The 16,792-nt window shown below is 70.1% G+C and carries 15 protein-coding genes; 7 read left to right on the top strand and 8 right to left on the bottom strand.

From position 1 onward, the window contains the following. Positions 1 to 12 precede the first annotated feature (12 nt). Entirely contained in the window at positions 13 to 582 is a 570-nt protein-coding gene (locus tag ABH940_RS17885; RefSeq protein ID WP_370065993.1) for a (2Fe-2S)-binding protein, read from the bottom strand. Between the two features lie 136 nt (positions 583 to 718). Next, positions 719 to 1,336, bottom strand: a complete 618-nt coding sequence (locus tag ABH940_RS17880; protein ID WP_370065995.1) for a hypothetical protein — start codon at positions 1,334 to 1,336, stop codon at positions 719 to 721. A gap of 328 nt (positions 1,337 to 1,664) precedes the next feature. Between ABH940_RS17880 and ABH940_RS17875 the strand changes: the two genes are divergently transcribed. Both ABH940_RS17875 and ABH940_RS17870 read left to right on the top strand, forming a co-directional pair. Beyond that, on the top strand, positions 1,665 to 2,171 hold the full coding sequence (locus ABH940_RS17875) for a hypothetical protein (RefSeq protein ID WP_370105690.1): 507 nt from the start codon (positions 1,665 to 1,667) through the stop codon (positions 2,169 to 2,171). Between the two features lie 466 nt (positions 2,172 to 2,637). Next, positions 2,638 to 3,330, top strand: a complete 693-nt coding sequence (locus ABH940_RS17870) for a transcriptional regulator (protein WP_370105689.1) — start codon at positions 2,638 to 2,640, stop codon at positions 3,328 to 3,330. 68 nt (positions 3,331 to 3,398) lie between these two features. Here the strand turns inward: ABH940_RS17870 and ABH940_RS17865 are convergent, their stop codons facing one another. Both ABH940_RS17865 and ABH940_RS17860 read right to left on the bottom strand, forming a co-directional pair. Then, positions 3,399 to 4,697, bottom strand: a complete 1,299-nt coding sequence (locus ABH940_RS17865; RefSeq protein WP_370105688.1) for a KamA family radical SAM protein — start codon at positions 4,695 to 4,697, stop codon at positions 3,399 to 3,401. An 89-nt stretch (positions 4,698 to 4,786) separates the two neighbouring features. Further along, positions 4,787 to 5,818, bottom strand: a complete 1,032-nt coding sequence (locus ABH940_RS17860; protein WP_370066003.1) for a hypothetical protein — start codon at positions 5,816 to 5,818, stop codon at positions 4,787 to 4,789. A gap of 532 nt (positions 5,819 to 6,350) precedes the next feature. Here ABH940_RS17860 and ABH940_RS17855 point away from each other — a divergent pair. From ABH940_RS17855 to ABH940_RS17840, 4 genes are all read left to right on the top strand, one after another. Beyond that, positions 6,351 to 7,697 (top strand): ABC transporter substrate-binding protein, encoded by a 1,347-nt coding sequence (locus ABH940_RS17855; RefSeq protein WP_370066005.1) that lies wholly within the window; start codon positions 6,351 to 6,353, stop codon positions 7,695 to 7,697. A gap of 133 nt (positions 7,698 to 7,830) precedes the next feature. Then, entirely contained in the window at positions 7,831 to 8,871 is a 1,041-nt protein-coding gene (locus ABH940_RS17850) for a carbohydrate ABC transporter permease (protein ID WP_370105687.1), read from the top strand. Continuing rightward, the gene (locus ABH940_RS17845; RefSeq protein ID WP_370066009.1) at positions 8,868 to 9,767 is read left to right on the top strand and encodes a carbohydrate ABC transporter permease; all 900 of its coding nucleotides are present in this window, start codon (positions 8,868 to 8,870) and stop codon (positions 9,765 to 9,767) included. Before ABH940_RS17850 ends, ABH940_RS17845 begins: the two co-directional genes overlap by 4 nt. Before the next feature lie 43 nt (positions 9,768 to 9,810). After that, entirely contained in the window at positions 9,811 to 11,400 is a 1,590-nt protein-coding gene (locus tag ABH940_RS17840; protein ID WP_370105686.1) for an alpha-amylase family glycosyl hydrolase, read from the top strand. Positions 11,401 to 11,416: 16 nt separating this feature from the next. On the opposite strand, the gene ABH940_RS17835 is transcribed toward ABH940_RS17840, so the two are convergent. The 3 genes from ABH940_RS17835 to ABH940_RS17825 are packed head-to-tail and all read right to left on the bottom strand — an operon-like array spanning position 11,417 to position 14,857. Next, on the bottom strand, positions 11,417 to 12,112 hold the full coding sequence (locus tag ABH940_RS17835; RefSeq protein ID WP_370105685.1) for a hypothetical protein: 696 nt from the start codon (positions 12,110 to 12,112) through the stop codon (positions 11,417 to 11,419). Continuing rightward, positions 12,109 to 14,355, bottom strand: coding sequence for a hypothetical protein (locus ABH940_RS17830; RefSeq protein ID WP_370105684.1), 2,247 nt, complete (start codon positions 14,353 to 14,355; stop codon positions 12,109 to 12,111). The genes ABH940_RS17835 and ABH940_RS17830 overlap by 4 nt, the downstream gene beginning before the upstream one ends. 40 nt (positions 14,356 to 14,395) lie before the next feature. Then, positions 14,396 to 14,857 (bottom strand): hypothetical protein, encoded by a 462-nt coding sequence (locus tag ABH940_RS17825; RefSeq protein ID WP_370066017.1) that lies wholly within the window; start codon positions 14,855 to 14,857, stop codon positions 14,396 to 14,398. A gap of 205 nt (positions 14,858 to 15,062) precedes the next feature. Here ABH940_RS17825 and ABH940_RS17820 point away from each other — a divergent pair, with 205 nt between their 5' ends. Further along, positions 15,063 to 16,049, top strand: a complete 987-nt coding sequence (locus tag ABH940_RS17820; protein ID WP_370066019.1) for a GNAT family N-acetyltransferase — start codon at positions 15,063 to 15,065, stop codon at positions 16,047 to 16,049. On the opposite strand, the gene ABH940_RS17815 is transcribed toward ABH940_RS17820, so the two are convergent. Beyond that, positions 16,042 to 16,515: a hypothetical protein gene (locus tag ABH940_RS17815; protein WP_370066021.1), complete on the bottom strand. Its 474-nt coding sequence runs from the start codon at positions 16,513 to 16,515 to the stop codon at positions 16,042 to 16,044. The genes ABH940_RS17820 and ABH940_RS17815 overlap by 8 nt on opposite strands. Positions 16,516 to 16,792: the final 277 nt, after the last annotated feature.

Genomic DNA, 16,792 nt, shown 5'->3' with positions numbered 1-16,792 from the left:
CCGTTGTGTCCGTCATGCCGGGGCCTCCTGACCGCTCGCCTGGGGAACGTCCGCGGCCTGGCCGCGCGGCTCGGGTGCGCCCTGGCGACGCAGTTCCGCCGCGGCGGCGAGAACGGCGCGGACGATGTTCTGGTAGCCCGTGCAGCGGCAGAGGTTGCCCTCCAGCGCGTCCCTGACCTGCTCCGGGGTGGGGTCCGGGGTCTCCCTGAGCAGGTCACGGGCCGCCATGATCATCCCGGGTGTGCAGTAGCCGCACTGCAGCGCGTGCTGCTCGTGGAAGGCCTTCTGCAGTGGGTGCCAGGCCCCGTCCGGACCGGCCAACCCCTGGATCGTGGTCACCCGGCAGCCGTCCGCCTGGACGGCCAGCACCTGGCAGCTCTTGACGCTGACCCCGTCGAGATCGACGGTGCAGGCACCGCAGTTGCCGGTGTCGCACCCGATCGGCGTGCCGGTCCGGTCCAGCCGGTCACGCAGGTAGTGGATCAGCAGCAGGCGTGGCTCCACCTCGTCCAGGTGGTCCACGCCGTCGACGTTCACATGGATCCGGGCCGAGGACGCCCGGGGCATCGGAGTTGTGGCCATCTGCCCTCCTGAGCGATCGGGTCCTGCGACCCAGGGCCCGAAACGGCAGAAATCCGCCTATATCACTACACTAGGCCGCGCCCACGCGCCCTGCGCGGCAGGCTTTCGCTCCCACGGGTCGGCCCCTGCTCCTCTTCTACTCCTCTTCCTCTTCCGCCCTCAGCTGCAACCGCAGCAAGTGCGCGGTGAGCAGCGCCTGGGCGAGGAAGCCCTCGACCGAATCCAGCGCGTGGTGGGCCGCGCGGGTGCGGCCGTCGTCCACCGCGTCCTGCGCGGCGAGCAGATCCGCCGCGGCGAGCGCGCAGACCGCCGCGCCTGCCACGCCGGGCGGGCCGACCGCCTCTTCCTCCTCCTGGTCCCCGTCCACCTCGCCGACGACCTCGCCGACGACTTCTCCGCCGATGACCTCCCCGACCGCGGTCACGTCATCCGCGCCGAGTGCGGCGCCGATGTCGAAGGCCGTCCGGTGCAGGCGGTTGACCAGGACCGCCCGGTGGACGTCGGGGTTGTCGCTCTCGGTGCGCCAGCCGCCCTGCAGCTCGGACATGGCGTGCGGCGGATCGTCGTTGGGGTCCACGACCGTGGCCACCTCGAACTCCACCCGGCCCAGCAGGCCGCCGAGCAGCTCCGGCAGGTCGTCCCGGGTCGGGCCGTAGGGCCGGTACTCGGGATCCGCCACGACCTCCTGGCCCAGCACGGACAAGGCCTGCACCACCTGGTCGACGGTGACGGGCGCGGGATTGTGCAGGTCCATGACGGCTCCCTCGCGTACCTCTCGCGTACATGACGGTTCGTCCACCCTAGACGACCGGCTTAGCAACGCTGACGGGTGCAGTAAGCAAACCTCGCGACAGGCAGTCGCGTTGGCACGGCAGGGTGGACCCATGCTGTGGACGAAAACCGTGTGGGCCAAGACGTTGACCGGGATATCGGCGGGCGCGCTCGTGCTTGCCGTCAGTGCGTGCGCGTCGAGCGCGTCGAGCGCGTCGCCGGTGGGGGCGAGCCGGACGACTTCGGGTGGGAAGGCCGCCGGGAGCTCTGGTGGGGAGGCCGCCGGGAGTGCGGGGGGCTGGACCCTCCGGATGCCGAGCACGGTGGTGGGTCTCAAACAGACCACCCTTCCGAGCGACGCGATGGCGAAGATCGGCTCCACCCTCGCGCAGGAGGCCGCACCCCTCGGCGTCACCGGCGGGACGCCCGCCGTCGCGGTCTACGACGACCCGCAGTACGACGTCTACATCATCATCGCGGGCTACAACGGCTCCGGTTTTGATCCCTCGAAGCTGACCGCTCTGGTCGACGCGGCGCCGAAGACCACCGAGGACGGCGCCGGGGACAGGATCACCACCAACTCGATGCCGGTCGATCCCGGACCCCACGCCGGCACCGCAGGCTGCGCGTCGGAGCTCCTGCAGAACGGGGATCTCGCGACCGAGAGCACGGTGTGCAGTTGGATGACGGCCACGACGATGGGCAGCGTCTCGTACTACCCGAAGCCCGACCAGCAGAAGATGGTGTTCGGGACCGGGTCCGACGTCATCGGGAAGTTGATGCGGGACGTTCGGCAGGCCGTCGAGCAGCAGAGCTGACACAGGCCCCAGGCGCGCACGCGGGCCCGGCGCGCTCCGGTACCGCATGGCGCGCTCACTCGGGCGGCTGACCGGGCGTGCCGCAGGGCGGTCGGGTTCGTTGAACCGGACGTGACTCCTGCGGAACTGTTTCCGCGGCGTGCTCCGAACAGTGCCGCGCGGTCGAGCGACACGCCCCTGTTCAACGCGATCGCCGCGTCATGGGCGGCGGTCGGCCGCGCGGTGCCGGGAAGCCCGGATCCGGAGTGGGACCGGCTCGTCTCCGCCCACTCCGCCCCGCGTCGCCGCCGCCTGCTCCTTCCGACCCCACGTCAGGACGCGCCCTGAGCCCTACCCCGACCCTGGCCCTGGCCCTGACCCTGGCCCTCACCCGCCCGTGCGCGCGTCTCGCCGCGTGCTGTCGGTCCGCCGTGATACGTACACATACAACAGGAATCGAGGGCAACCGAGGGGGAGAGGTGCAGCCATGACGACGGCACAGGACGCCGGTGAGCTGCTGGCCCGCGTGCGCGCGGAGCTGGCGCCGCACGCTGACGAGAACCGGCTGATCGGGCGGATCGCGGACGGCAGCGCGCCGCCGGGCGTGCTGGCCGCGCTCGCTGCGCAGCAGCGGCGGATCATTGCCAGTGACCGCCGTAGCTTCCTGCTGCTGGCGGCGCGTTGCGCGGACTCGCCGGGCGGGGCCTACTTCGCGGAGCTCGCCGCGGGTGAGACCCAGGCGCTGGAGCTGCTGGCGCCCTTCGCCGCCGCGTGCGGTCTGGCGGACGACGCGGCGCTGCGCGCGCAGGCGCCGCTGCCCGGGTGTCAGGCGTACCCGGCCTACCTGGCCTGGCTCGCAGTCAACGGCGAGCCGACCGGCGTGGTGCTCGCGCTGACCGCCAACTTCGCCGCCTGGGGTGGCTACTGCGCCACCGTCGCGGACGCGCTCCGCCACCGCTACGGGTTCGGTGACCGTGCCTGCGCCTTCTTCGACTTCTTCGCCGCGCCCGACCCGGAGGCCGACGCCCGCGCGATCGCCGTGGTCGCGCAGGCGCAGCGGCAGGGCCAGGGGCAGGCCGAGGGGCAGGGGCAGGCCGACGGCGACGTGCTGGAGTACGGCCGGATGCTGCAGGGCTACGAGCTCATGTTCTGGAACACCCTGGCCGACCTGGAGCCATGACCTCGTGCGCCGGCCCCTCCCGAAAGCCCGCCGGGAGGGGCCATTGGTACTGACGGTCCGTCAGCGTGTCAGCTCAGCCCCGGGAGGGCGCCCGTGCCGTCGAGGGGCTTGAGGTCGGTGAGCCAGCGGGCGTCCGGGTCGTAGGCCGCGAAGAACGGGCGGCCGACGAGCTCCGGGTTGCGGGCCTGGACGTAGTGGAGAACGAACGCGCGCTGACCGGCCACCTCGGCCACACCGTCGACCTGGACCTTGCCCGGCGTCGCCGACATGATCGGCCCGCGCACCGTCCGCGCCAGCCCGGAGATCTGCGCGTACGCGTCACGGAAGAGCTCGTAGGCGCGGCCGAGCGGAACGGCGAAGTAGTCCTGCGGGCCGGTGTCCCGCTCGACGAACATGTAGTACGGGACGGCGCCGAGGGCGACCAGCCTGCGCCACAGGACGGCCCAGTCCTCGGCCCGGTCGTTGACGCCGCGGATCAGCGGCGCCTGGCAGCGCACCACCGCGCCGGTGGACTGCACCCGGCGCAGAGCCTGCTCGGCGGAGGCGTTCGCAAGCTCGCGCGGGTGCGAGTAGTGGGCCATCAGCGCGAGGTTGCGCCCGCTCTGCACCACCCGCTCGAACAGCCGCAGCAGGTCGTCGGCGTCCGGGTCGGTCAGGACCCGGTGCGGCCAGTAGGAGAGCGCCTTGGTGCCGATCCGGACCGACTCCAGGTGCGGGATGTCCAGCAGCGGCTCGATGTAGCGGGCCAGGACCGAGCTGCTCATGATCAGCGGGTCGCCGCCGGTGATGAGGACGCTGGTGAGCTCCGGATGCGCGGCCACGTAGGACCTGAGCGCCTCCGCGTCCCCGCTGGCCATCTTCAGGTCGGGCTCGCCCACGAACTGCGGCCAGCGGAAGCAGTACGAGCAGTAGGCGTGGCAGGTCTGGCCCTGCCGCGGGAAGAAGAGCAGCGTCTCCGCGTACTTGTGCTGCATGCCCTCGGTCGGCACACCGTCCAGCAGCGGGGTGTTGAGGTCGAGCTGGCCGCTGGGGTGCGGGTTGAGGCGCAGCCGCAGCTCGTGCACGTCGGCGCGCAGCCGGTCGGCCGACGCGCCCTCGCGCAGCATCGTGGCGATGCGGTCGACGTCGGCGCGCGGCAGCATGTCCGGCTGCGGGAAGACCAGCCGGTAGATCGGGTCGTCGGGCGCCGCCTGCCAGTCGATCAGCTCGTCGACCACGTAGGAATTGGTCCGGAACGGCAGCACCTCGGCCACGGCCCGGGCCCGCATCCGGTCCTGGTCGTTCAGCCCGGCGCGCGCGAGCAGGGCGTCGAGGTGGGGGAGGGAAAGAGCCCGGAAGACTGGACGATCACCGTTCTGCACTGGCACGTACCGAACCTCTGTCACTGCTTGACTGCATTGCCCTTGCTGGTACCGCTGCTGCTTCTGTTGTCCCTGATACCCCTGATGCCCTCGCTTCAGACCGGAGTCGGGCGGGTCTCGTGCAGCCGGACAAAAACCTCGGCGTCCTCACCGTACGTGTCGGCGTACTTGTCACCGTACTTGTCGACGAACGCCGCGCGGAGCCGTGCGAGCAGCTCCGCCTCCGCGGTGTCGATCAGCTCCAGCTGGAAGATCCGCTCCGGGCGGTCGCCCACGGTGACGCGCACCGGACCGTCGCGGTGCCGGGCGAGTTCCACGACGAGACGCCGGTCGCTCAGGACGAGGCCGCCGTCACTGTCGACGTACTCCAGCCGCAGCGGTTCCCGCGCGCCCCCGCCGTCCTCGTCGACGAACTGGACGTTCTTGGTCAGCACTTCCTGGACCGGTCGGGAGCGGGTCCACAGTTCGGCGAAGCGCTCGGAGACGAAGGCGCCGAGCGGCGTGGTGATCCGCACCTCCAGCTGCTGTCCCTCGCCGGAGAGGCGGTCCACGGGGTAGAAGCTCACCATCATCCGCTCACCGCACCGGTACAGCTGGATGGACGGCGCGTTGGCGTAGACGCGCACCTGGAGCTGGTCCCGCCGCGCGGCCGGCAGGCGCTCCGCCAACTGCCGCAGGTCGCGCAGGTTCCGCATGATCTCGCGGCGCACGTCCGCGCTCAGCTCGTGCGACCGCTGCCGTGCGGCCAGCGAGTCGGGATCCAGCAGCATGACGCGGACCGTCGCGCCGCGTCCGATCGCGTTGCGCGCGGCGTCGGCGAAGCGTTCGGCGTTGTTGCCGGACATCAGGTACGAGAAGGTGTCCAGCACGCAGACGATGTCCTGGGTGTGCGCCACCCTGTCGCAGAACGACGGGTAGTCCAACCGCAGGTGCTCGCGGACGCGCTCCTCCTCCAGCCGGGTCAGGATCGGCTGGATGACCAGCAGCGTCACGATCGTGGTCAGCAGCTCCGGGGCCAGGTTCAGCAGCAGGTTCTGCCGGAAGTCCGGCAAGCCCTGGGCGAACCAGATGCACAGGCCGACGCAGAGGCCGACTGCCGCACAGATCAGCAGTACGCCCCGTCGCACGCGGCTGTCCCCGAACACCCGCCACCCCCGTAGCCGCAGCACGCCCAGAAGGCGAGAACGCCCTGAAACGGAACACGTGCCCGGGGAGCGGGCACGTCCGTACGGCCTTAGTACCCCGGCTCCATGGGTGCATGCACCGGAGCGCTCCTCTTCCTGATCGGTATCGGCTGGATAACGCCCCGAGTACCTTTCTTGACGCAAGAAAAGATCACCGGACACACTCTCGTCACCCGAGCGAAACGCAAGTCGGTGCGGATAGTTCTTGTCACCCGCGCGTCGCCCGCACCGGCCTGCCGGCCGCAGGTGGACACGTCCGACGCGCGGGAGGTGCAGGCGGCGCGGGACGCGTTGTCCAGTGCCTGAACTTCCTGTCCGTCACCTTCCGGACTTCTTGTCCTCATCCCAGCGCTCGCCTATCCTCACCTGCCTGCCCGAACCGGCCGACCGATCACCCGTCAGAACTCCGACTACGTACAGCAATCGGGATCCATCAGGGTGTCGATGCTGATCACTACCGTGAGGAGCGTCACCCATGTCCAGCAGTTCCCGCAATCGAGTACGCACCGTGACGACGGCCTTGGGCGCGACGGCCTTCCTGCTGGCGGTCACGGCCTGCAGTTCCAGCTCGGGCGGTTCCGGCTCCACAGGGGGAGCGCTGCCTTCGGCGTCCGGGCCCGCGAAGGGCACGATCACCTGGTTCGCCAACCAGTTCGGCCCGACCGGAACGGATGTCCGCAAGACGCTGATCGCGGCGTTCGAGAAGGCCAACCCGGGCATCACGGTCAACCTGGAGCAGGCCCCGAGCGACACCGACGCCTACCGCTCCACGCTGACGACCCAGATCTCCGGCGGCTCCTCCAGCTTCGACGTGTACAACGGCGACGTCGTCTGGCCCGCGCAGTTCGGCAAGGCCGGCCTCGCCCTGCCGCTGGACAGCTACCTGCCGTCCAGCTTCTGGCAGACCTTCTCGCCGGGTCTGGTCAACGGCCTGAAGTACCAGGGCCAGACGATGGCAGTGCCGCTCTTCACCGACAACGCGTTCCTCTTCTACCGCAAGGACCTGCTGGCCAAGGCGCACCTGCCGGTTCCGACGACCTGGGAGCAACTGCAGTCCGAGGCGGCCCAGTTGCAGAAGCAGGGGGCGGTCAAGTACGGCTTCGCCGCCCAGTTCGCCTCCTACGAGGGCCTGACCTGTGACTGGACCGAGTTCGACGCGGACGCCGGCGGCCAGATCGTCGACTCCGGGGCCACCAAGTCGGAGATCAACTCGGCCGCGTCGCTGAAGGCGCTGAACTACATGCGCGGCCTGGTCAGCAGCGGCGTCGCCCCGGCGGCGGTCACCACCTTCCAGGAGCAGCAGTCGGAGCAGCTGTTCACCTCCGGGCAGGCCGCGTTCCTGCGCAACTGGACCTACGCGTACGCGGACTCGAACAGCCCGTCCTCCTCGAAGATCGCGGGCAACGTGGGCATCACCAACCTGCCGACCTTCGCGGGCCAGACCGGTCCCGGCTACTCGGTCACCGGCGGGTGGAACCTCTACGTCAACCCGCACAGCAAGAACCTGGCGGCTGACGTCGCGTTCGTGAAGTGGATGGCCAGCCCCGCCGCTCAGAAGATCATCGCTGTCCAGGGCGGCGAGATCCCGACGGTCGCCAGCGTCCTGGCCGACCCGAGCGTGCAGTCCGCCAACCCGGCGTTCCCGGTCGCGGCGAAGAACAAGCTGGTGACGCGCCCGTCCAACGTGGCCGCGTACGCGCAGGTCAGCCAGAGCGTCTACAGCAACATCAACGCGGCGCTGTCCGGCTCCACCTCCCCGTCCTCGGCGCTGTCGGCCGCGGACAAGGCCATCGGCACGGCCATCGGCGGTGGCGGGCTGTAACCGACGGGTACCACCACCTAGGAACCGAACCCGGTCGTGGGACGGCAGTTCCGTCCTGTCCCGTCCCACGGCCGGCCCCCGCAGGCCATCCCGTTCCAGCTGTTTCAGCCGCTTCAGCCAAGGCAGGTGCCCCGTGACCACCGACGACCCCGAGGCGGCAGGCCCGCCCACGCCGACCTCAGCCACACTGAGCTCCGACACGCTGACCGAAGACGCCGTCCCCGCGAGCGCGCGGCCCAGGGCCACGGCCGGGCCGAAGGCGCGGAAGCGCCGCAAGGCGTCGGCGCTGGAGCGCCGTTACGCCCGCCTCGGCTGGCTGTTCGCCAGCCCCGCGCTGCTCGTCGTCGCGGCCGTGACGATCTTCCCGATCGTGTTCTCGGTCGTGATGAGCCTCAGCAACGTCAACGTGACGGCCGACGGCTTCCAGCTGTCCGGATTCACCGGCTCCAACTTCTCGCTGGTGGTGGGCTCCGCGCGCTGGCAGCACGACCTGTGGTTCACCGTCATCTACACGGTCGGCACGGTCGCGGTGGAGATGGTCCTCGGTACGGCGATCGCCCTGGTCCTGGAGCGGCTCAAGGTCGGACGCGGCTGGCTGATGGCGCTGCTCCTGCTGCCCTGGGCGATGATCACCGTGGTCTCCGCCGAGCTGTGGTCCTACCTCTACAACGGCGTCTACGGCCTGGTCGACCAGATCCTCGCACCCATCGCCGGACACGACGTCAACCTGCTCGGCACACCGGTGGACGCGACCGTGGCCATGGGCGTCGCCGACGTGTGGAAGACGACGCCGTTCGTCGCCATCATCGTCCTCGCGGGCCTGGTCATGCTGCCCGGGGACGTCGTCGAGGCGGCCCGGATCGACGGCGCCAACGCCTGGACGATCTTCTGGCGGGTCCGCCTGCCGCTGCTGCGGCCGACGCTGGCCATCGCCGTGATGTTCCGCATCCTGCAGGCGTTCGGGCTCTTCGACCTGCCCTTCGTGCTGACCCAGGGCGGACCGGGCACCTCGACCGAGTCGCTCGCCATGCTCGGCTGGCGGGTGATGTTCCAGGACCTCAAGTTCGGCCCCGGCGCGGCCGTGGCGACCACCACGGCGGCGATCGTGCTGGTCGGCTGCCTGCTGTTCCTCAAGGTCTTCCGGGCCCAGGTCGGTCAGGAGGAGACCGTATGAGCACCGTCAGTTCCGGTTCCAAGCCCACCTCGGTCGCCGCACGTCCGGTGGTGATCAACCGCCGACCGGGCGGATGGCGGCGGATCGTCAACGGGACCAACCTCGCCGCCCTGCTGGTCGCGGCGTTCGTCGCCGCGCCGCTGTACTGGCTCGTGGCCACCTCGCTCAAGTCCACCACCGACGTCGGCGCCGCGCACCCGACGCTGATCCCGCATCAGCCGACCTTCTCGAACTACAGCAACGCGTTCAGCAACTACCACTTCGCCACCTACATCGTGAACTCCGCGGTCGTCACCGTCATCTCGACCGTGCTCGTGCTGAGCCTGGGCACGGGAGCCGGGTACGCGCTGGCGCGGCTGCCGCTGCGCGGCAAGGCGTCGGTGATGACCGCGCTGCTAATGATCTCGCTCTTCCCGACCGTGGCGCTGGCCGCGCCGCTCTACCTGCTGATGCGGGACGCCGGGTGGCTCAACTCCTACCAGGGCCTGATCGTCGTCTACACGGCGCTCAACCTGCCGTTCTCGATCTGGATCATCCGCAACTACATGCTGGCGATCCCGAAGGAGATGGAGGAGGTCGCCTGGATGGACGGAGCCTCACCGCTGCGGACCGTCGTCAGCGTGATCCTGCCGCAGGCCAAGCCGGGCCTGTTCACCGCCGGGGTGTTCACCTTCGTGGCCTGCTGGACCGAGTTCCTGATCGCGCTGACGCTCAACAACGACGACCAGCACCGCACCATCCCGGTCGGCATCGCCCTCTTCGGCGGGCAGTTCACCACGCCGTACGGCACGATCTTCGCCGCCGCGACGGTGGCGATGCTGCCGATCGCGCTGCTGGTGCTGATCTTCCGGCGCGCCGTCGTCTCCGGCCTGACGGCCGGTGCCGTCAAGGGCTGACCCGCACCTCCCCACATACCGCACCTGGAGAGACCGCACCCTCATGACCGACGCCGCCCGCCACATCCCCGCCTGGCTGCCCGACGCCGTCCTCTACCAGATCTACCCACAGAGCTTCTCCGACTCCAACGCCGACGGCATCGGCGACCTCCCCGGCATCACCGACCGCCTGGACTACCTGTCCTGGCTCGGCGTCAACACCCTCTGGCTCAGCCCCTGCTTCACCTCAGAGTTCGGCGACGCCGGCTACGACGTCGCCGACTACCTCACCATCGCCCCCCGCTACGGCACCAACGACGACATCGCACAGCTCGTCGAGGAGGCGCGCCGCCGGGACATCCGGGTCATGCTCGACCTGGTCCCCGGCCACACCTCGCACCGCCACCCCTGGTTCCAGCACTCGGCGCAGACGCCCGGCGACGACCGCTACATCTGGGCCGACAAGATCACCGCCCCCGTCCGCGACTGGATCCCCAACCAGGGCGCCCGCGGCGGCTTCTACCTCGCCAACTTCTACCCCATCCAACCCGCTCTCAACTTCGGCTACGCCCGCACCGACGACGCCGAACCATGGCGGCAACCCGTCGACGCCGACGGCCCGCGCGCCAACCGGGCCGCGCTGCGCGAGATCATGGGCCACTGGTTCGACTGCGGCATCGCAGGCTTCCGCGTCGACATGGCCGCCTCCCTCGTCAAGGACGACCCCGACAAAGTCGAGACCGGGAAACTCTGGGGCGAGATGCGCCAGTGGATCGACCGCGCCTACCCCGACCGCGCCCTGCTGTCGGAATGGGGCGACCCCAAGACATCCATCCCGGCCGGGTTCCACTCCGACTTCTTCCTCCACTTCACCGGCCCGGCGCTGCGCTCCCTGTGGGACAACGGGACCGGCAGCCAAGGCGCTTGGGCCGACGGCCAGCCCTGCTACTTCGACCCCGACGGCAAAGGCACCATGGGCCCGTTCCTCGACGCCTGGAACGAGGCCCGCGCCGCCAGCGACGGCTCCGGCCACGTCGCCCTGCCCACCGCCAACCACGACTTCTCCCGCCTGACCTGCGGCCCCCGCACCCGCGACATGGTCGCCCCCGCCTTCGCGTTCCAACTCACCTGGCCCTCCCTGCCCGTCATCTACTACGGCGACGAGATCGGCATGCGCTACCTGCCCGGACTCCCGGAGAAGGAGGGCAGCCAGCTCGGCAGCGAGGCCCGCCAAGGCTCGCGCACCCCGATGCAGTGGAACGCCACCCCCAACGCGGGCTTCTCCACCGCCCCCGCCGACCACCTCTACCTCCCACTCGATCCGGCCCCCGACCGCCCCACCGTGGCCGCCGGCCAGGCCGACCCCGACTCACTCCTCCACCACGTCCGCCGCCTCATCCACCTCCGCCGCACCACCCCCGCCCTCGGCTCCGCCGCGCCGGTGCAAGTGCTGCACCGCGACTACCCCTTCGTCTACCTGCGCGGCAACACCCACCTCGTCGTCATCAACGGCCGTGAGCAGCCCGTCACGGCCCCCGCGCCGATCCTGGGCGGCGGGGGCGGCCTGCGTCCGTTGGCCGTGCACGGGGTCGAGGTGACCGGGGGCGAGATCCGCGCGGCCGGGTTCTCCTACGGCGTCTTCGAGGTTGTCTGACGAGTCGTCACGTGGGCTATGACGGATAGGCGGGGATGCTCGGCGCGCTCGCCGGAAGCCTCACCCCGCCGCACGGGTACTGCTGTGTGAACGCCTTGGCCAGCTTGAGGACGATCCCCGCGTCCGCCTGACGCACGTGGCCCGGGGGCGGCGCGGGGGAGGCACCGGGGTCGACGGCCGCGTTGACGGAGACGCGCGCGTAGCCGTGGTCGACCTGCCCGGAGAAGGAATCGTGGTAGGTGCAGGGGAAGGCCAGGTCGATGCTGTAGCCGTAGGACGCCTGCCAGGCGATGATCCCGCCGCCGGTCCCGGTGCCAAAAGGCAGTGACCGCACCGCTCCGCGGCTCGCGTCCAGGGCCTGGGCCTGACGGAGCTGGGCGGCGGTGTAGAGGGCGATCGTCGGGCCGCTGCCCAGGTAGCGCGGCGTCTGGCCGCCCTGCCAGGACAGCACGCAGTGGTAGCCGCCCTTGGTGGCTTGGCTCGCGGGCTGGAGCGTGGTGGTGTCGGTCGCGGCGCTGAGCGTGCCACCGCCCTGCCCCGCCAGGGGCCGCAGGTCGTCAGCCGTCAGCACACCCCAACAGGCCTGCGGCGGGAGGTTAGTGACTGTCTGCCAGGGCCGCACCGCCAGAACCACGACGGCGGCGGCGACCACGACGACCACCGCGGCGACGACGAGCGGCAGCCGTCGGCGACGGTGCGTCGGCTCGCTCACTTGCCCCCCTGGTGGTAGGCGCCGTCCGTGGTGACGCCGCCTTCGTAGCCGGTCTGCGCCGCCTGCCCGACGTTGTAGGTGGTGGTGCCGTCGGGATCCTGGCCGGTTCCCTGCAGCGCGTTCTGCACGGCGTACTGGGCCGCCTGACCCGCAGCCGTCTTGCCCGAGTTGACGATGTCGATGTTGGTGTCGACGCTCTGCGCCGTGGAGTTGTGGTGGAAGCTGCTGCCCATGTTGGTGATCATCTTGCTGACCTGGCTGTTCAGGATGCTCCCGACGATCGGCACCTTGCCGACCACGCTGCCCACCGAGGCGCTGTAGATGGTGCTGGCCCAGCCAGCGTTGCGGTCGATGGACGCGTTGTAGGCCGCGTCCGACTGCCAGCCGTTCTGGGCCACGGCGTTGGCGCGCGCGTTGCTGAGGATGCCGCTGATCTGGCTGCCCTGGTTGGCCACTCGTGTGAGGTTCTCGTTGAGGTCGCCGGGCTGGTGCACCGCGTTCTGCAACTGACCTGCCGTGTAGCCGTTCTGGGCCTGCTGGAGGATGCCGTAGGCGTTCGGGTCCCGGCCCAGGGTGTCCAGCAGATGGGTGGTGTTGTTCTGGTCGAGGTTGGCCGGGGCACCGTAGACGCCGAGCAGGCCCCCCGAGGGTGCGTTGACGGTCCGGTCGACGTCGCCCATGTACGAGCCGGTCATGTGCGCGAGGCTGCCGTTCATGCTGGAGAAGGGCGCGCCGTTGCCCTGGATCAGGCTCGGGTTGCTGCCGAAGGTGTTCACCACCTGGTTCATCACGTCGTCGGTCGCGGGGGTGTGCGGCGGGGGCACCTGGCCGCTCGGCGCGTCCCAGGCCTGGCCCGTGGTCGCGGCCTGGAGGGCGTGGCCCAGCGCAGTCGGCTCGGAGTTGGCGCCTGCGGCCTGGGCGCCGGCGTCCTGGGAGGTGGTGTCCGACCACAGCGGGTTCTTGTCGCCGTTGGTGTAGAAGCTCAGGTAGCCGTTGGGCGTCACCGTGTGGCCGGACGGGGTGCCGTCGGTGTTGTAGAGGGTCTCCGGGTTGTGGAAGAAGTCCGTCGCTGCGGCCGGGCTGTGCCCGAGCCCCTCCAGAACGCCCGTCACGGGGTTGAAACCGGAGCCGTTGCCCAGGAAGTTGGTCGTGACGTCCGGGCAGGGCGGCGTCGGCATGGCCTGCTCCCACATGCGCGGGTTCTGCTCCGTCAGCTGGGTGACGTGCTCGGCGATGGGGTCGATGAAGTGCGGGTCGTAGTTCCCGGTGCGCAGGATGCTGCCCAGGATCTGGTAGCCGTAGGGCTGGTAGTTGAAGTTGTCCGGCCCGGCCAGCTGGATCCGCTGGGATCCCGCCGCGCGCAGCCCCGCCTCCCACTGGTCGGAGAGGTGCGGCCAGGTCTGGGTGTTGGTCGCGCAGGCCAGCGACGTGCCGAGCTGCTGCTGCAGGTCCTTGAGCAGCGCCACCCGGTTCGGATCGACCGGCGGGCTTCCGGTCGTGCCCTCGGAGAGCTGGCCCCAGGACAACAGCGTCCCCTGGGGGCCGAGGTCGTTGTAGAACGCCGTGGTGAACCGCGGGTCGTTGGCGTGAGCCTTCAGCAGCGCGTCCAGCTGGGCGAGTTGGGCGTTGGTGAGGTTGTTGCCCTGCCGGGCCAGGTTCGCCGCCTGCGCGGCCTCCTCCTCCGGGATGCCGCCGACCGGCGCGGCGTTGAAGCTCTGCTGGTTGGTCCCGGTGTCCGCGGAGAGCGCGGCTGCAGCCGTCTGGTCCGCGTCGGTGGCCTGCTGCACCACGGACTTGATCCGCTGCGCGATGGCGTCCGCCTCCTGGGACATCGCCTGCTGGTACTCCTGGTGTACCCCGGCGTTGTGCGGGAGGTCGGGGGGCGTGTTCCAGGTGACCTGGCTGCCGTCGGCGGAGATCACCAGGCCCTGGCTCTGCGCGTCCTGCTGGATCTGACGCAGTGTGTTCTGGAAGCCGACGAACTGGTCGTGGGCGTCCCGCAGGGCCTTCGCCATCGCGCTGGTCTCGGTGAACGCCGCGTCGATCTGGGTGCGCGCCTGGGTCAACTCCCCGGCGGCGGCCTCCGCGGCCGGCCCGGACCAGCCACTGGCCGAGAGCGGAGTGACCACGCCGCCCTGGAAGTCCGAGTCGTACTCCCACCCGCGCGTCATCTGCTCCAGGTCGGTGGTGACCGTGTCCAGCGCGGAGAGATTGGTGTTGGCCAGCTCGTCGTACGTGACCATGGCGGCTTGTCGCCTCCCGACCGGTGAATGCAGCAGTGGCTCAGTTGTCCAGTGCACGGATATGGCTGCGGTTGGTGTTCTCGGTGCTGGTGTAGCCATTGGCGCTGTCCTGCAGGTTCTGCCCGATGGTGATCAGATTTCCGCCGAGCGTGAGGAACTGCAGTTCCCACGTCTGGTGCGCGGTGGTGATCGCGCCGCCGATCGCCCATCCGTTCATCGCCGTCGCGGCGGTGAACATGTCGCTGCCGGTGGGATTCTGACAGTCGGCGGTCATCTTGTTGCCGAGTTGTCCGGCGTTCTGCCCGGCGGTGCGCAGGGCGTCGGGGTGCACCACCAGTTGCTGGCCACTGGCTCCTGCGGGAGCCGTCGGACTTCCACCGGTGGTGATCGCGGCGGGTGCGGCGGCAAGATCGGGAAACTGTTTCTGTGCCTGTGGCGTGAGATCCCCGGACTTGTCGTACATCCACGGATTCAGAGCTTGATCGAGATCCTGGTTCCCCATGGCGTTTCTCCCCCTGCCAGACACCGGGGTCGCGGTTGCCGCGAATCTATGGCCAATATCCGCCGGTGTCCACAAAAGCAGGCAGTGGGGGTGCGGGCGGCGAAAGGCCGCTGCGAAATGGTGACGAGCCGGTGACATATGCCCTTCCCGCCCGCGTCGGAAAACGGTTCGACGCCCCGGCGCAGCCCTGGCACAGTGGCCCGTCATGACGGACTTCGAGCTCCTGACCGCCGCGGACGTGAGGCTCATGCAAGGTCTGGCGCAGCGCGTCACGGCAACCCGCCTGGACCTGGTCAACGCCGACGCGTCGTACGGGGAGTTGGCCTGGGTGTGGGGCCACGGGCACGCCGCCTACGGCGCGACGTGGCCGCGTCGACTGTGGTTCTGCGGCGACAGCGACCGGGACGAGCTGGTGGCGTGGGGCTGGGCGTACCTGCCGCGCCAGGTGCGGCGCAACGACGGGTCCGTGCGGGAGGTCACCGGCGCGTCGCTGACGTACCAGGTCCATCCCGACCACGCCGAACTGGTCGACGAGGTGATCGACTGGTTCGAGGGCGTGGCGGCCGGTCTTGAGCGCACGGTGCTGGCGTCGGCCGCCGACGCGTTCGCCCTGAAGCGCTGGGCGGCGCACGGCTATGCGTCCGACGCCGAGGCACTCGCCGACGACGGCGACTGGACCCAGCTCAACGAGCGTGACCTCGTCGATGTCGAACTGCCGGTGCTACCAGCCGGTTTCCGCTTCCGCACCGCCGCCGACGCCGGTCCGGACGCTGCCGTTCAGGCCCACGTGGACGCCTGGACTCCCACGGCGTACACGGCGGAGAGCTACGCAGGCGTCCGCCGGACGCCCGGCTACCGCGCCGACCTGCACGTCCTGGTCGAGGCCCCGGACGGCACCATGGCCGCCTCGGCCATCATGTGGCTCGACGAGGTAAACCGCACGGTCGAGTTCGAACCGGTCGGCACCCACCCGGCCTACCGACGGCTCGGGTTGGGCCGCTCGATGCTCCTCCACGGCATGCACCTGGCCCGCGCGGCCGGAGCCACGCACGCGACGGTCGTCTGCCTGGGCGCACCCGGCCACCCTGGGGCACGCGGGCTCTACTACGGCCTCGGCTTCCGGGAACTGTCGCGGGACGCCCCGTTGATCAAATCCGGTCAAGGCCCAGCCCCGACCCACGGGGTCAGGTGAGGGCCAGGCTCGCGCGAGCTGCGATCATGAAGGCACTCTTGTGCTCTTCGAGGTGCTCATTGACCTCCATGCCGCCGATCTCCCGCCAGACCGCTTGGTTGAGCGCTCGCCCGTAGGCACGAGCGGGTTCGTCCAGGGTTGGGTCGCAGAGCAGGGCGACGCCACGATCCGCTGCCCAGAGGTTGGTCATCACTGCTTGTGTCCGAGCTGTCCAGCCGTTCTCGTCATCACCCCAGGGTTCCGGGCGCGTGTAGGCCGCCCGCTCGGCGTCCTGGGCGCACACGAGATACTCCTTGATCGCCTGCACCTGCTCGGCCCTGCGCGTCTCGGCGGTCGCCGCCGACTGCCGCCGCTCCTCGGCCCGATCCGCCGCCCGCTGCGCGGCGCGCTGCGTGAACGCCGTCAGCGCACCGCCGAGCGCGACACCCGCGAGCGAGAAGGCCGATACCAACAGTTCCCCCACCACGCCAACTCTCCTTCTGCGATGAGTTTTCGCCCCTCAGTGTGCCCATCGTCCCGCAGCGGCCCGGTCAGTCGTCCGCGTGGCTCGACGAGGATGCGGACCGGGGCTGTCCCCGCTGTCCCGGCTCGCCCTGGTTGGTCGCGGTCACCACCGCGAAGTCCGCCGCCCACTCCGCCGGACAGGCACTAGTGATCTGGTTCTGAGATGCGCGTGCAGTAGCGGCAGATGCGGTCGAGGATCTGGTCGGCGGTCTTGGTCCAGCGGAAGGGCTGAGCGGACT

The organism is Streptacidiphilus sp. BW17, from assembly GCF_041262485.1.
Classification (GTDB): domain Bacteria; phylum Actinomycetota; class Actinomycetes; order Streptomycetales; family Streptomycetaceae; genus Streptacidiphilus.
Note: the sequence above shows the minus strand (reverse complement) of the source record. Positions and strands in the feature narration are given on the sequence as shown.